This is a genomic window from Psychroflexus maritimus (assembly GCF_011089875.1).
Lineage (GTDB): Bacteria > Bacteroidota > Bacteroidia > Flavobacteriales > Flavobacteriaceae > Psychroflexus > Psychroflexus maritimus.
Genome location: NZ_JAANAS010000105.1, coordinates 17,960 through 33,152, shown reverse-complemented (window position 1 = coordinate 33,152; position 15,193 = coordinate 17,960). Strand labels below are relative to the sequence as shown.

12 protein-coding genes are annotated in these 15,193 nt (G+C 34.7%); 3 read left to right on the top strand and 9 right to left on the bottom strand.

Going from position 1 to position 15,193, the window contains the following annotated elements; all coding sequences use genetic code 11:
* Positions 1 to 21 precede the first annotated feature (21 nt).
* Both G7034_RS11025 and G7034_RS11020 read right to left on the bottom strand, forming a co-directional pair.
* Positions 22 to 1,008 (bottom strand): FISUMP domain-containing protein, encoded by a 987-nt coding sequence (locus G7034_RS11025; RefSeq protein WP_166401013.1) that lies wholly within the window; start codon positions 1,006 to 1,008, stop codon positions 22 to 24.
* Positions 1,009 to 1,870: 862 nt separating this feature from the next.
* A complete protein-coding gene (locus G7034_RS11020) occupies positions 1,871 to 2,251 on the bottom strand; it encodes an HU family DNA-binding protein (protein ID WP_166401012.1) in 381 nt (126 codons plus the stop codon).
* Between the two features lie 624 nt (positions 2,252 to 2,875).
* On the opposite strand from G7034_RS11020, the gene G7034_RS11015 reads away from it, so the two are divergent.
* Positions 2,876 to 4,372, top strand: a complete 1,497-nt coding sequence (locus G7034_RS11015) for an AraC family transcriptional regulator (RefSeq protein WP_223177624.1) — start codon at positions 2,876 to 2,878, stop codon at positions 4,370 to 4,372.
* Between the two features lie 776 nt (positions 4,373 to 5,148).
* Here G7034_RS11015 and G7034_RS11010 read toward each other — a convergent pair.
* The 6 genes from G7034_RS11010 to G7034_RS10985 all read right to left on the bottom strand — a co-directional run bounded on the left by G7034_RS11010 (position 5,149) and on the right by G7034_RS10985 (position 12,584).
* On the bottom strand, positions 5,149 to 5,526 hold the full coding sequence (locus G7034_RS11010) for a DUF3127 domain-containing protein (RefSeq protein ID WP_166401010.1): 378 nt from the start codon (positions 5,524 to 5,526) through the stop codon (positions 5,149 to 5,151).
* Positions 5,527 to 5,528: 2 nt separating this feature from the next.
* Positions 5,529 to 6,407 carry a flavin reductase family protein gene (locus G7034_RS11005; protein WP_166401009.1) on the bottom strand — a complete coding sequence of 293 codons (879 nt, stop codon included), beginning with the start codon at positions 6,405 to 6,407 and terminating at the stop codon, positions 5,529 to 5,531.
* Between the two features lie 69 nt (positions 6,408 to 6,476).
* Complete coding sequence (locus tag G7034_RS11000) at positions 6,477 to 7,880, bottom strand: efflux transporter outer membrane subunit (protein WP_166401008.1); 1,404 nt, start codon at positions 7,878 to 7,880, stop codon at positions 6,477 to 6,479.
* Entirely contained in the window at positions 7,880 to 11,005 is a 3,126-nt protein-coding gene (locus G7034_RS10995) for an efflux RND transporter permease subunit (protein ID WP_166401007.1), read from the bottom strand. The genes G7034_RS11000 and G7034_RS10995 overlap by 1 nt, the downstream gene beginning before the upstream one ends.
* 6 nt (positions 11,006 to 11,011) lie before the next feature.
* Positions 11,012 to 12,124, bottom strand: coding sequence for an efflux RND transporter periplasmic adaptor subunit (locus tag G7034_RS10990; RefSeq protein WP_166401006.1), 1,113 nt, complete (start codon positions 12,122 to 12,124; stop codon positions 11,012 to 11,014).
* The gene (locus tag G7034_RS10985; RefSeq protein ID WP_166401005.1) at positions 12,114 to 12,584 is read right to left on the bottom strand and encodes a GbsR/MarR family transcriptional regulator; all 471 of its coding nucleotides are present in this window, start codon (positions 12,582 to 12,584) and stop codon (positions 12,114 to 12,116) included. The genes G7034_RS10990 and G7034_RS10985 overlap by 11 nt, the downstream gene beginning before the upstream one ends.
* A gap of 322 nt (positions 12,585 to 12,906) precedes the next feature.
* Here G7034_RS10985 and G7034_RS10980 point away from each other — a divergent pair, with 322 nt between their 5' ends.
* Together G7034_RS10980 and G7034_RS10975 are read left to right on the top strand one after the other, a co-directional pair.
* Complete coding sequence (locus G7034_RS10980; protein ID WP_166401004.1) at positions 12,907 to 13,671, top strand: exodeoxyribonuclease III; 765 nt, start codon at positions 12,907 to 12,909, stop codon at positions 13,669 to 13,671.
* A 10-nt stretch (positions 13,672 to 13,681) separates the two neighbouring features.
* Positions 13,682 to 14,647, top strand: coding sequence for an OmpA family protein (locus G7034_RS10975; protein WP_166401003.1), 966 nt, complete (start codon positions 13,682 to 13,684; stop codon positions 14,645 to 14,647).
* Positions 14,648 to 14,834: 187 nt separating this feature from the next.
* On the opposite strand, the gene G7034_RS12115 is transcribed toward G7034_RS10975, so the two are convergent.
* Complete coding sequence (locus G7034_RS12115; RefSeq protein ID WP_166401002.1) at positions 14,835 to 15,116, bottom strand: transposase; 282 nt, start codon at positions 15,114 to 15,116, stop codon at positions 14,835 to 14,837.
* Positions 15,117 to 15,193 lie beyond the last annotated feature (77 nt).

The window sequence follows — 15,193 nt, the reverse complement described above, 5'->3', positions numbered from 1 at the left end:
TTTTTAGTTAATACTTAATTCTTAATCTTTAATACAGCGGACGGAGAAAGCGTAAGCACGAAAGCTGGTTAACATATCGGCAGAAGAACCATCGAAGTAGAGCCTTATGGCATTGTTGCCTGAAACGGTACTAGACCAATAACGGCCGTCGGAGCTAATACCGCTGAGACTACCTGATGAGAGGCTCCGGCTTCCTGCTACGGGCAATTTAAGCGGTGAGGCAATAGCACCACCAGCGTGGTTATTAGCGGAAGGAGGCGCTATATTGTCTAAAATGCCATCCCAAGAATCCCATTCGGCTTCCCATTCAGCTTGTGTTGGTACGCGATAGCCTTCAGGGCAAGGGTCGTGCACGCCTTTTGTAGCAGCATTCCATCTTGTATTGTCTGGATTAGATAACCAATCATTAAGTGAGCTTGCAACTGTAATAAAATCACTTCCCTCACTTCCTGCAGCTAGGGGGCCAGCAGCAGTATTAGAAGAGCGGTCTTCATGCCCATCGCTAGTTCTACCCCATTGGTATAGGTTGCCATACGCCCAGCAATCGGTGCCGCCATCTGCACTAGGGGTTGTGCGGTCTGCAGTAAAAGCCCCTAGGTTTCTGTCCATCCAGGTGTCTCCGGTAACAGGGTTGGTGACATCAACTATTTCAGTCTGGTCTGCCGCTAGAAATGGTGGAATAAAACCTGGCGTATTACAATCAGATATTGAACCAGTTTGAACAGATCCATCGCAAGCACTTATCCAAAAGGTATCATTGCGAAATTCAAGACAATTGTTATCGGTATTATAAATCATTAAGCCCTCCGCAGGGTTGCTTATCGCGTCCCGTTCTGCAGTAGATAAGCGTGGCGGCAGAAAGCCTTTATCGGTTGCTTCTAGCTCCAAGATAGCTGAGGCATCGGGATTGGTGGTTCCTATTCCCACTTGTGCTTTTAGGCTGGTAAGGCTACATAGCAGAACACCTAGGCTAAAACATTTGGTAAGGGCGTTCATTTTAGTTTTCATTTTTTGTAATTAATACTTAATTCTCATTTCTAATTTCCTTTTACTTACATCTTGGTATGTGATTACAAAAAAAGCTTAAGTAAACTTTTTATTATTTACAAATCATGTAAATTCATTCACAAATCATAAAAAAAAATTCACAATTCATGAATTGTGAATTTTTAATAGGCTGATTATTAAATACTTGTTTTTTTTGAATAAAAAGTGCTGAAGTTGCAACTAAAATTTAAAAATAAACTCAGATTTGTTGCTTGCAGGTTTAATGTATTTGTAAAAGATATGTATAATTTTTGTAGCTTATTGCAAAATAATACCAATTTGCGCTTGTATCATGTTACTTTTAACAAGCAAGGCTGATGTCTAATACCTTATGGTGGATTAAAGGCTTTAACTTTTTAGGTTAGGCTGTTGTTTTCTTTAACTCAGGTTAGGCGTAGAGCGGTAATCTTTTATTCACTAAAACAACAACAATTGTTTATAATTATTTATAAGTATATGTTTAAAAAACACAACATAGTTTATATATTTGTTGCAGCTTGGTGGGATAGAAGACATTAAGCAAAATCAAATTAACACGTATAAAGCTCAAAAAAGACGATTCACTAACCGCATTTTTGGGCTTTTTTTTATGCGCTATTTTTAATTGATGCATTCAAAAAGCAGTAGGCTAAAATTTATGCGCATAAATTTTTAATTTATTAGGATAAGTGGATGGATTTATGCGTATAAATGTAAGCATTTAATAGGATAAATTAATGGATTTATATAGATGAATTGCACTGATTTTGATGAGTAGAGAGCAAAAAAATACGTGCTTTTAATAGAAGTTAAAAGCACGTATAAAGTACAAAATTACGATTCACTAACCGACTAACTTGTACGACAAAGTTTTGAGCAAACTTTGAAAATCTCTACCTGGTCTAAAGTTGAGATGTGCACTTTTAACCAGGTTTTGGCTCACTTCTTCTTCGGTGTCAACTCCATTAGAGCGCACACCTACTTGAAATGTACCAAAATCTCCTAACTTAACAATTCTACCTTGCCCTAGCTCGTCTGAGATGTTGTGTTGCAAGGCTTGCAATACAGCCAAACAATCAGCCTTTCGCACGGTAGACTGGTTAGCGATTAAATGCGCTAACCTATGTAAGTCGGTTACGCCATTTCCTACGGCCTTTGCGTAGTACTTGTCTGGAACTTCCGCATCTTGTGGGTTACTCCTTTTCAATGGTTTTAAATGTACCATAATATAAAATATTTAAGTTAAACAACTGCACTATTGCGGCTGCATTAACAAAAATATACTGAAAAGTAAAATGATATGGCTAAAACCGCAAAAGGTTTTCAACATAGTTTTCAACATAGTTTTCAACAATTTCAAAAATATCAAGTACAATAATATGATTTAAATTATTGATTTTCAGTATTTTATTTATACTAAAAATGCTTACTCTAAAATGCGAAACTAGAACACTGCCTATTTGTTTAAGCTTTTTTTTTTGCTTTTTAAGCCTCTTTAAATGCTTAAATTTTTTAGCTTCCTTATAATCTAAGTACAATAAACGAAGAATACAGATAATTAAAATAGATATGATTAGGTAAACCATAGCCAAGCTAACATTTATAAGTTTATTGCTGCATGATATAAATAACTGCATGGCTTTTATTCTTAACTGATGCATAAAAGTCTTTTTACATAACGATTTTCAACCAATTGTGGGCTTAAATACAATACTAGCTCATCAATTTTCTAGGTTTTTAAAAATTAAATTTTTGTAGTATTTTAAAAATACCCTAACTTTGCTGTAGAATAATACCTACATCTTTTAGCATGGGTTTTAAAAATTTTTATGGCATCTTTTTTTGTTTAATGTTTAGCCCCTTAAGTCTTAGTGCCCAAGATTTAAGTCTTTTTTACACAGAGTATCAAGATTTGATTGTAAAAGAGAAATATGCATTAGCCAATAGTAAATTAGACTCATTGTTACAAAGCCCCATACCTGTAGAGGGCAAAAAATTAGATCTTTTACTAAAAAAAGCTAGCTTGTATGGTTTGTTAAAAGTACAAGACAGTGCCTTGTATTATTTAGATAAAACGATAGCTCAAGCAAAATCAACCAACAATACGGATGTATTAAATAGAGCAAATACCAATTTAGGTATGTTGCTTAATCAAATAGGAAGGCCTGAAGAGGCGTTAAGTCATTATAAAAAACACTATCAATTTGTTCAAAATTTACCACCTACCCAGCCTAATCTAGTTAGAAGAATAATTGCCAATTACAATATGGGGCTTACTTTTTTTAGGTTAAATGAAATTGATTCTGCGCGTACCTATTTAGATGATGGGCTTCGACTTGCCACTTCAGAAAAAAACTATACAGGCATTGCCAAAATAAATGGTTTATTGTCTGAAATTAACTATAGTGCAGGACAAGATTGGAAAGCTAATTTATCCTTAGCCTACCAAGCAGCAAAACAAAGTAATGATTCCATTGGCTTGTTAAAAGCGCATTTAACATCAGCAGAATTTAATGAAGCTTCAGGAAATATTAACCAGGTTATAAAAGAATTAGACCAAGCTGAAATATTAATTAAGCGTACTCCAGAAAACATAAGCCTTTGGTTAAAATTTCATCAGTTAAAATATAAGGCATTTAAACGGATTAATAACTACCAGCAAAGTTTAGCAGAATTAGAACTTTATTTAAAAAGAAAAGAAAAATTAGATTCCTTAAACCAGGCTAATGCTATAAATGTGTTTAATGAACGTATAAAGATCTACGAAAAAGATTTAAAGAACTCTAAATTATTGGTGCAACAAAAAGAAAAAATAAACCACTTAACACTACTAAGTGCTTTATTGGGCGCTTTTGTATTTATTAGTCTGGGCTTTTTATTTTTAAAATCTAAACTAACCCGTTTTCGCCGAAAGTTATTTAAAATTAATCGTTTAAATGAAAATACTGTTAACTTAAGTAAAGACAAGATTTCTTCCGAAAGTAAAATTTTATTTGAAGAAATTCAGCAACAAATGAAAGACAAACAATTGTATTTAGACCATAACATTAATTTAAACTACCTAGCGCAACTGGTTAATAGCAATTCTAATTATGTTTCTGAAGCCATTAACTTATTTACCGGGAATAACTTTAGTACATTTATCAATAAAAATAGAATACGTTTTACCAAGGAAAAAATTGTGGAATTACAAGACCAAGAATACTTAAATTTTAATGATATTGCTGCCATGAGTGGTTTTAATTCTACATCACATTTTTACAGGGTATTTAAACAAATTACCGGTTTAACACCTCGGCAGTATTTAAAATTTATACAGGAATCTAACCAAAATAGAGAAAGTTAATTATTTTTATTTAATACAAAATTGAATTGCTAGAATTTATAATTAGCGCAATATAATTTTAGCTATACTGCTTGTAGTTTTTGAACAATCAAATTAAAAAAAGATTGTTGCTTTACCTACTTTACCTTAGCAATTCAAGCTCTTCTTGAAGTCGCATATCCTCCTTAATAATCAAGATGATATTGAATCTAAGTGTACTACAAATACACATAAAGCAAATAATTTGTAAATACAAAAAAACACCCATAAAGGGTGGTTTATAATCAATTATAAAATGATTTAGTTACTTTATGTTGTTACTTTATGAGTTTGATTACTCCTAACCTGAGTTCGATTATAATCACAAAGTCAAAATCAATAAGGATATTCAGTTACAAGGCAATTTTTTGAAGGATAGCCTTAGCTATCGTGATAAAAATTAACGCTGTAAATGGATGTWCTTATTGAATAAAATAGAGTAATCAGTTTTAAACAGCAATCTACTTTACTTTTTTACTCCGCAATATCCAGATATTACGTCTTAAAAAAGTTCGTATCTTACTATTTAAAACAGTTTTGACAAAGTGAGAATAATCGAACTCAGGTTACTAAATACCCGCCAATGGCCAAAAGATGTATATAAAGCGGAGCGAAAATCACCCTATGAATGACTTTAGCAAATGAGCCAAGCGGCCACGTACTGCGATGTACATATTAAGGCCTTTCTAGTGATAGATACAACAAAAAAACCCAAGTACAACTCGGGTTTCTATCTATAAATTCAGTTTAATGATTCACTAAAAAGGTAAATCATCATTATCGTCTTCGTTTAAGTCATTAGCGGGCTCAAATTGATCGCTTGGCGGAACTGGAGGCATATTGTTGCCCGGTTGCGCACCTTCTAAACTGTCTATTTTCCATCCTTGAATAGAATTAAAGTACTTTGTTTCCCCTTGAGGAGAAACCCACTCTCGGCCTCTTAAATTGATTCCAATTTTTACTTTTTGCCCTACTTTGTACTGATCTAAAATATCGGTTTTATCCTGAATAAATTCAATCAATAAAAATTGAGGATATTGCTCTTCCGTGGTAATTACTACCTCTCTTTTTCTGAAGCCATTGCTTCCGTATTCCTTTGTTTCTCCAATTAATTTAATGTTTCCTTGTACTTCCATGCTTACATATAGGTTTTTGATAATAGTATTTTCCAGGCTTCATCTACCTGATTTTTCGCTAAATATTCTTGTGCAATAATATGAAGTTTTTTTGAATCGTTTTCTTCAATATAGGCTAACATATTATGCTCTTCTACAAATAATTTAATTTCTTCTTTGCTTGGTAATTGGGCTACATTACCTAATCTTCCTAGGTCGTTACCGGTAAGAATTTCACTGGTTTTTACCTCCACCGGCATTTGGTCAACGCCAATTCCTAAACTACTTAATGGTTTGGGCACTTCAAACATGCCTTGGTTAGCTCTAGAATACCAATTCCCTCCCATTCTTGCTACTAAATCAATTTTATGCTGATTTATTTTTAAGTGTTCATCAATCAAGTCTTCGCTTACATGAACTTTAACAACTTCTGCAATTACCAAATTTCCAGCTCCTCCTTTTTTTCCTAAGTGAACTACTTCTTTTACTTTACATTCATATTGTACAGGCGATTCTTTCACGCGAAAGGGCTTTACTAAATCCGATTTCAACATAGTTAAACCCGCTTTTTCAAACTCATTTGTGCCTTCTGGATATTCTGTACTAGAAAGCGACATTTGTTGTACAATGGCGTAATTTACCACGTTAATCACTACTTCTTTTGTTGCTTCGGCATTTTCTAAGGTGTGTTTTGTAGTGTTGTTTCTCACTCTTCGCGCAGGCGAAAAAATCATAATTGGTGGATTTGCACTAAACACGTTAAAAAAGCTATAAGGCGAAAGATTAGGTCTTCCATCTTGATTAATTGTACTGGCAAAAGCTATGGGTCGCGGTCCAATTGAACCCAACAAAATACCATGTAATTGAGGAGTGCTAAGCTCTTTTGGTAAAAAACTTTTCATAAAACTTTAATTTGCTACAAAGGTAAGTAATCTAAGTTGTTTTGTAAAAAGTAAGTCTGTAAAACTCTTTTATTGCCAACCTCCACCTAAAGCGCGGTACAAATCTACTGAAGACTCTAATACTTGAAGTTTGTTGGTCACCACCTCTAACTGGGTATTCAGCATGTTTTCTTGTGCGTTTAAAACCTCAAGATAGTCGGCCATTCCATTTTTTAATAATTCTTCTGAATATTCAAAAGCTTCTTGATAAGCTTTAAATTCTTTCTCTTTTATAGAAAGGCGTTCTTTAAATACAGACAAGCTGTAAATGGCATTAGAAACTTCTTGTCCGGCGGTAAGCAAGGTTTGTTGAAATCTAAGTGCGGCTTGTTCTTTTTGTCCTTCAGCTACCTCTAATTGAGTACGCAGGGCTCTTCGGTTAAAAACAGGCTGTGTAAATCCGCTTAAAGCATTATAAAAAAATGAATTCAAACTAAAAAAATCGCTAAACGAAAGACTTTGCAAGCCTGCGCTAGCATTCAATGTAAACGAAGGGTATAAGCTTGCTCTAGCTACATTTGTCAATTCAAAAGCATTAATTAATTCGTACTCGGCGGCTACCACATCAGGTCTGTTTCTAAGCAATTGAGCAGGAATACCCGTAGCAATTTTTTCGCCAATTTCTTGTTCTTTTAAGGAATTTCGCTCAGGTTGATGAGGAGGTTCAGCTTTTAAAATAGCTAAGGCGTTTTCTGCAATGCGAAGTTCATTTTTTAAATCAAACAACAAAGCTTCAGCCGTGTAAACTTGAGCTTCTGTTTGTTTTACAGCTACTTTTGTTAATCGCCCAGAAGATTTTAAAGCTTCAGTAGTGGCTAAACTTTTTTTACGGGTTTCAATGGTTTTTTCTGTAATTTCTATTTGTTCATCAAGTGATGCAATTTGGAAATACAACGTGGCAATTTGAGCAATTAACTCTGTTTTTATAGCTTGATGACCAGCTACATTTTGCAAGTAAGCCGCTTGTGTGGCTCGTTTGTTACTTCTAATTTTGCCCCAAACATCTGCTTCCCAAGATAAATTTACGGGAGCTTCATATTGAGTAATGGAGTTAAAAAAATCGCCAAATTGCGAGTTTGGTGCTAAGTTTTGATAATTTACATTTCCAGAAAAATTAATTTCGGGCAAATAACCTGCTTTCCCTTCTTTAAAATAGGCATCGGCTACCATAATTTGTTGTAAAGCAATTCTACTATCAAGGTTATTGGTGAGTGCTTCTTCTATATGGGTTTGCAATAAAGCGTCTGTAAATATTTCGCGCCAGCTAATTCTAGCTACAGAAGTGGTATCTTTTTGCTTTTCTACTTCATCGGTTCGAAACAAGTTTTCGTCAGGCTCTAAAGCTTCATCTCTTTCGTAATCTTTAGCTACAAAACAAGACTTCAGGAACAACAACTGGGTAAATAGAAAGCCGTAAATAAGTAATTTCTTCATTATTCAGTAGGTTTTGTTATTTCAGGTTGACCTGTTATTTTTTCTTGTAAATATTGAAAAACACTAAATAAGATAGGAATGACAAAGATTCCAAGAATCGTTCCTATTAATAATCCGCCGGCTGCACCGGTTCCAATAGACTGGTTTCCTTTAGCTCCTACGCCCGTTGCTAAAACCAGCGGTAATAAACCTAAAACAAAAGCTAAGGAAGTCATTAAAATGGGGCGCAATCTAATTTTTGCGGCATCTAGGGAAGACCGAACAATGCTGTAACCCTGTCGCCTTCGCTGAATACCAAACTCAACAATCAAAATGGCATTTTTGGCCAGCAAGCCCACCAGCATGACCAAGGCTATTTGAAAATAGATATTGTTTTCTAAACCGCTAATGGCAGTGACCAAATAAGCACCTGCCACACCAATTGGTAAGGATAAGATTACGGCTAAAGGTAATAAATAGCTTTCGTATTGAGCTGCTAAAAAGAAATAAGCAAATAATACACTCAGTGCAAAAACAAGAACAGCTTGGCCTGCAACACTAATTTCTTCACGAGTAATTCCTGAAAAATCAACAGCATAATTATTAGGCAATTGAAGCGCCGCTTCTCGCACTGCTTCAATAGCATCTCCAGAGCTAAATCCAGGTGCAGAAGAACCATTTATGGCAACAGCATTGTAAAGATTAAATCGTTTTACCGTTTGCGGGCCATAGACTCGTTTTAAGCTAATAAATTCTGAAATAGGCGCCATTTCACCAGAAGAAGTTTTTACAAAAATACTGTTCAAATCATCTTCTTTTGTTCTATTTTCTGGGTAGGTCTGGGCAAAAACACGAAACTGCTTTCCAAATCGGTTGAAGTCTGAAACGTAAAAACCACCGATATAAGATTGCATAGTAAAGACCAAATCATTGATGCTAATGCCACTCATTTTTGCTTTAGGTACATCAATATTCATTTCTAATTGAGGAAATGCTGTATTGAATGAGTTAGAAGCAAAACCCACGCGTTCATCTTTATTAAGAAGTGCTGCAAATTCTTTAGCTGTTTTATCTAAGTTGTTTAAATCGCCATATTTTCGATCTACTAACTGCACCTCAAAACCATCGGCACTTCCATAACCAGGAACACTTGAAGGCGTAAAAAAAATGATTTTAGCATCAGAAATATGAGCGGTTTTTTTAGTCATTTCCTCTACCAGTGCATCTACTTGTGTTTCTGGAGAAGTTCGTTCTTCCCAGCGGTCAAGAATAATAAAACCTTGTGCATAAGAACTTCCTGAACCAGCAAAAAAGTTTCTACCGCTGGTAATGGAAGCATTTCTAACACCGGGTACATCTTTAATGCTTTCGTAAATTTGATCGGTAGCTAAAAAAGTACGATCCAAGGAAGCCCCAGGTGGCAATTCTACATTCATAAAAATAACCCCTCGGTCTTCGGTAGGCACAAATCCTTTGGGCACAGTGGTCTGAAAATAAAAAATACTTGCCATAGACAAAGCTACAAATCCAAAACTCATCCATTTGTTGCGTAACAAAAATTGAAGCGATGTAATGTATTTTGATTGAAAGCTTTTAAATGCTGTATTGAAGGCTTTATAAAAGACTTTTAAAAAAGACTTATTTTCTCCATTTTTAGGTTTTAGGATAATCGCACATAAAGCTGGACTTAGTGTAAGTGCATTGACTGAAGAAATAAAAATAGCGATGATTAAGGTGACTCCAAACTGCTCAAAAAACACGCCTGCTGGTCCTTTGATAAAAGTGACAGGAATAAAAACAGCCCCCATGACTAAGGTGGTAGAAACAATAGCGCCACTAATTTCGCTCATGGCTGAAATAGATGCTTGGCGTGCGTTTTTATGTCCTTCTTCAAGTTTAGCATAAACAGCTTCTGAAACTACAATGGCATCATCTACCACAATTCCAATGGCTAAAACCAGAGCAAACAAGGTAAGTAAGTTGATGGAGTAGCCAAATAAGTTCATAAAAAAGAAGGTTCCAATGAGTGAAACAGGAACCGCAATGGCGGGAATGAGCGTAGTTTTAAAATCTTGTAAGAAGATAAAAACCACCACAAAAACCAGCAAAAAAGCTTGAATAAGCGTAGATTTTACTTTGTCTATGGAAGCCGTTAAAAAACGATTGGTATCATAGTTAATGATATAATCCATTCCTTTTGGAAAATCTTCTTTGAGGTCGTCCAATTTCACATACAATTCCTCAATGATTTCTTGTGCATTTGAACCAGGTGTTTGAAATACCCCAAAACTCATTCCTGGGTGCCCTTTAGAGCGGGTTTTACTCAAATAAGAAAATGCATCTAATTCTACATCGGCTACATCTTTTAATCGGAGTAAACTGCCGTCATCTAGGGCTGTAATAATAATTTCTTCGTATTCTTCTTTGGTTTTGTACCGCCCTTTATATTTAATAATGTATTCAAAAGCTTCCCCCGCATTTTGACCTAAAGCACCAGCGGCAGCTTCAATACTTTGGTCTCTAACTGCGTCGATTACTTCTTGCGAACTCAATCCATAATTAGCCATTCGGTCAGGGTCTAGCCATAAACGCATGGCATAATCTTTTCCTCCAAAAACATTTACTTCTGCAACCCCATTAACCCGTTCTAACTCTGGCTTAACATTAATATTTAAGTAATTTTGAACAAAGGTATCATCAAACTCTGGGTTAGCTGAAAAAACCGAAATATAAACCAATGCCGTATTGGTTCTTTTTTGCGTGATAATTCCTGCTCTTACTACTTCTTCAGGAAGAATTGGGTTGGCCCTTGAAACTCTATTTTGAACATTCACAGCAGCAATATCAGCATCGTAATCTTGCTCAAAAAAGATATTGATTTGTGCTGAACCATCGTTACTTGCCGTAGAAGTTATATAAGTCATTCCTTCTACCCCATTAATTTGCTCTTCCAATGGGTTAATTACACTTTCAATTATAGTTTCTGCATTAGCTCCAGGAAAGTTTGCGCTAACTTGCACCGTAGGAGGAGCAATATCAGGATATTGAGTAACGGGTAAATCTAATAAGCCCAACACACCTAGCATGACTAAAATGATAGAAATAACCGTTGAAAATACTGGGCGATTAATAAATGTTTTTAACATACAAACTTATTTAAACACTTGTTGATAATCCTCAATAACCTCTTCTAAAGTAACTTTTTGAGATTTAATTTTGTCTCCTTCTTTTACTCGATTTAAGCCTCGTGCCATAATTTTTTGACCTGCTTCAATTCCTTGGTCAACAAGGTATATTTGTTTATTTCGATCGATTACTTGAATGGGTTTTTCAATAACACTATCGTTTTCAACTAAAAAAACAAAACGTTTATTTTGACGCTCGAAAGTAGCAACCGTAGGAACTAAAATTTTGTTTTTATAATTAGTGGGAAGTAAAACGCTTCCGCTTGCGCCATCTCTAATAATTTGATGCGGGTTAAGAAATTTAGCTCTAAAACTAAGGCTTCCCGTAAGTTGATTAACGTCTCCTGAAATGGTTTCTATACGTCCTTGCTCAGCGTATTTTCTTCCATTAGAAAGCATAAAATCAATAGGAGGGAAATCTTGTATTTTGTCTTCTACAGATTCTCCCTCTGCTTCATCTATAAAATCTAAAAAGGCTTTTTCATTCATCGAAAAATAAACAAAGACCTCTTCAATTTTTGAAACTCGTGTTAGTGGCATTGCATCACCTGGACTAACTAATGCGCCATTTCGGTAATTAATTCTCCCCACATATCCATCTACCGAACTTCTTATATTGGCATAATCAATACTAGCTAGCAAGCTATTGTAATTACTTTCAGCATCTTGTAGATTGGCTTTTGCCGATTGTAATTCAATTTCACTAACAATTTCTTTTTCTACTAAAGGCTTCAGTTTTTCAACTTCGTAAGCCGCTGATTCTACACGGGCTTTTGCGGCAGCTGCTTCGCCATCCAAGCGCTGTGTTTCTAACTTAAATAAAATTTGATTCTTCTTTACTTTTTCTCCTTCATCAACCAACACATCGGTAATATAACCGGCTACTTTGGCTCTAATTTCGCTGCTTACAATTCCTTCAGCGCGTGCTGGATAAGATTTATACGTAGTTAAATCGGCGCGTTGTAATTCTAAAACAGGAAACTCTTGTGGTTCGTTTTCTTGTTGCTCTTTGGGCTGATCTTGACAAGCCCAAAGTAAAAAAATTAAGGCGAATAATACCGGGTATAATTTAACTTTCATCATCTAATTTTATCAATTCTGTTAAGGCTGAATTATGTTGGTTTTCAAGGGTATTTAAATGCTCTTGGTAAAAGTTTAATTTAGATTGTACCGTGTCAAACCCTTCTACTTCATGCGTAGAATTAAACGCAATTATTTGATTGACCATTTGCTGCTCTTGATTGAGTTTTGCTAAACTTTCTTCCACTCTAAGACCTAAAAAGTGAGGCGAAGGTTTAAAATACCTCTTCCGATCTCCTTTTTTAGTAGTAAAAGTGATGCGTTTTGTTTCTTGTAATAACTTTAAATTGGTTGAAACACTGCTTTTACTCGATGCTAAATCGCATGTAATTTGCTCAAAACTCAAACCCGACCTTGTGCTTAATAAAAGTAACGCATAAATTCTAGCCGCTAAGGGAGGTAGTTCAAATAAACTTTCAAAGTGTACGCCTAAATCTTCAATTAAATCTTCTTTCTTCAAAACAATATGTTTTACAGCAACAAAGTTAGTTTAGTTCGTTTGATACAAAACCAAAAGAACTTATAATTCACATTTCTTTAATCATTGAGCTGAAATCCGATTTTAGGACGAGAAGATTTCAGATAAATTACATGTGTAATTTATCTGAATGAAAAGTCAAAAGGTGCTGTTTGTAGAACACTATACGGAACTTAACAAGACTTATAGTGTATAGGTTTAGGTTTCTAACAAGGTATTATAAAGGAATGTTTGTTTTTGTTTTCATCACAAGTAAATTCCACATAAAATTATCTATTTTTGTTTTCAATCTTAAAAATTGAAAATGAAAATTATTTCTTATAACGTGAATGGAATTCGTGCAGCTTTAAAAAAAGGCTTAATTGATTGGCTGGCTGAAGAAGATGCAGATGTAGTTTGTTTTCAGGAAACGAAAGCACAACCCGAACAAATTGATGATACGCTTTTTCATCAAATTGGTTACCCTTATGTGTATTGGTTTTCTGCTGAAAAAAAAGGCTATAGCGGTGTTGGAATTTTGTGTAAAGAAGAACCTAAAAATGTAATCTACGGTACAGGAATTAATTATATGGATCGCGAAGGAAGGAACCTTCGTGTGGATTTTGAGGAAGTTTCGGTAATGAGTATGTATCTTCCCTCTGGAACCAATAATGAACGACTGGATTTTAAGTTAACTTATATGGACGACTTCTTAGCTTACACCAAAGACTTAAGAAAAGAAATTCCTAATTTGGTAATTTGTGGTGATTATAATATTTGTCATGAAGCCATCGATATTCACGACCCTGTTCGCTTAAAAAACGTGTCTGGTTTTTTACCCGTTGAACGAAAATGGCTGAGTGAGTTGATGAATTCTGGATTTGTAGATAGCTTTAGGAAGATGCACCCAGAAAAAGAAGTATATTCGTGGTGGAGTTATCGAGCTAACGCCAGGAACAATAACAAAGGTTGGCGATTAGATTATCATTTGGTCACCCAAAATTTAGCTTCAAAAATTAAAAATGCAGCTATTTTAACTGAAGTAAAACATAGTGACCATTGCCCCGTTAAATTAGAATTGAATAGTTAATAAAAAAGATATGAGAACAATCAAATTATTTTCCGTTTTTGCTATTGCCGCAGTTATGGCTAGCTCTTGTGTAAGTCAAAAAAAATTCAAGCAATTAGAAGATCAATACAACAATCTAATAAATGATTTTCAATCCTTAGAGGATGCTTCAACTGAATGCGATGAAAATTTAGCCTCGGTTGAAAAAGAATTACTTGATCAACAAGAAGCCTACAATCAGTTAAAAGAAGAGGAAGACGAGTTGCGTATGAATTATGCTGATTTAAAAAATAATTACCTCAACTTATCTAAATCTTATGATGCCTTAGAGAAAAATTCCTCTTCTGCATTAGCCGAAAATTCAAAAAAAAATAGAGAACTTCTTGCTGAATTAGAAGAGAAAGAAAAAACCTTAAATGAAGAACAAAAGCGACTTGAAAAATTACAATCTGATCTTGCTTCTCGTTCTGAACGAATTGATGAATTAGAGAAACTCATCTTTGACAAGGAAGAAAAAATGAATGCCCTAAGAACCACACTTGCCAACGCCTTGACTAATTTTGAAGGAAAAGGACTAAGTGTTGAACAGCGTGATGGTAAAGTTTACGTTTCTATGGAAAATAAATTGTTATTTGACTCTGGAAGCTGGAATGTAGGTAGCGAAGGTAAAAAAGCCGTAAAAGAGCTAGCTAAAGTATTAGGAGATAATCCAGATATTGCTGTATTAATTGAAGGACATACTGACGACGATCCTTACCGTGGTTCAGGGCAGTTGGCTGATAACTGGGATTTATCTACTAAACGAGCTTCTGAAGTTTTGCGTTTAATCTTGAAAAACAACGCAGTTGACCCACAAAATTTAACGGCTGCAGGTAGAGGAGAATTTGCACCAGTAGCGGCTAACGATTCACATGATGGAAAAGCTAAAAACCGAAGAATTGAAGTGATTTTAACTCCTAAGTTAGATGAAATTTCTAAGCTTTTAAAGGATATGTAAATTAGTGTTTAAGGATAATTTCGGGCGTGTAATGAACAACATTACACGCCTATTTTTTTAAGGATTAATCGCTTCTAAAACCTCTAAGGTAATATCTTTACCGCGTTTGGCGTAGATAATATTAGCCGATTCATTTAATGATAATCACTCACTACTGTCCGGTTATAAGTTGAGCAAATTCAACTGTTTATATTCGTCTTAGTTTTTCAGGATAGTTCTTTGAGGAATAAAACTCTGTAAGCTTGATAGTTTGGTCGCATTTAAGTCCTTTAAATTTATCCACTTTGTGAGAGTATAATCTCCGATATTTAAAGTTGCGCTTTTCTCTAAGTACAAAATAACAATGATGTTGGTGCATTTTATAAATTCTCTCAAAATCAAGATATGCTCTATCTATTATATAGAATGGATTAGGCTCTAAAATAAGTAAATCTAATAACTGTGATAAAATTGTTCTGCCTATGTTCATAAGACAAAACTGAATCAACTTTTTCTAACATTGATTTCAAATCGAAAAATATTTCAATGAATGTTAAACTTGTAAAA

What these genes read in the sequence shown, in the direction of transcription:
- G7034_RS10995 (WP_166401007.1), bottom strand. Translation starts at nt 11,005, where the DNA reads ATGTTAAAAACATTTATTAATCGCCCAGTATTTTCAACGGTTATTTCT.
- G7034_RS10975 (WP_166401003.1), top strand. Translation starts at nt 13,682, where the DNA reads ATGAGAACAATCAAATTATTTTCCGTTTTTGCTATTGCCGCAGTTATG.
- G7034_RS10980 (WP_166401004.1), top strand. Translation starts at nt 12,907, where the DNA reads ATGAAAATTATTTCTTATAACGTGAATGGAATTCGTGCAGCTTTAAAA.
- G7034_RS10990 (WP_166401006.1), bottom strand. Translation starts at nt 12,124, where the DNA reads ATGAAAGTTAAATTATACCCGGTATTATTCGCCTTAATTTTTTTACTT.
- G7034_RS11005 (WP_166401009.1), bottom strand. Translation starts at nt 6,407, where the DNA reads ATGAAAAGTTTTTTACCAAAAGAGCTTAGCACTCCTCAATTACATGGT.
- G7034_RS11000 (WP_166401008.1), bottom strand. Translation starts at nt 7,880, where the DNA reads ATGAAGAAATTACTTATTTACGGCTTTCTATTTACCCAGTTGTTGTTC.
- G7034_RS11020 (WP_166401012.1), bottom strand. Translation starts at nt 2,251, where the DNA reads ATGGTACATTTAAAACCATTGAAAAGGAGTAACCCACAAGATGCGGAA.
- G7034_RS11025 (WP_166401013.1), bottom strand. Translation starts at nt 1,008, where the DNA reads ATGAAAACTAAAATGAACGCCCTTACCAAATGTTTTAGCCTAGGTGTT.
- G7034_RS12115 (WP_166401002.1), bottom strand. Translation starts at nt 15,116, where the DNA reads ATGAACATAGGCAGAACAATTTTATCACAGTTATTAGATTTACTTATT.
- G7034_RS11010 (WP_166401010.1), bottom strand. Translation starts at nt 5,526, where the DNA reads ATGGAAGTACAAGGAAACATTAAATTAATTGGAGAAACAAAGGAATAC.
- G7034_RS11015 (WP_223177624.1), top strand. Translation starts at nt 2,876, where the DNA reads ATGTTTAGCCCCTTAAGTCTTAGTGCCCAAGATTTAAGTCTTTTTTAC.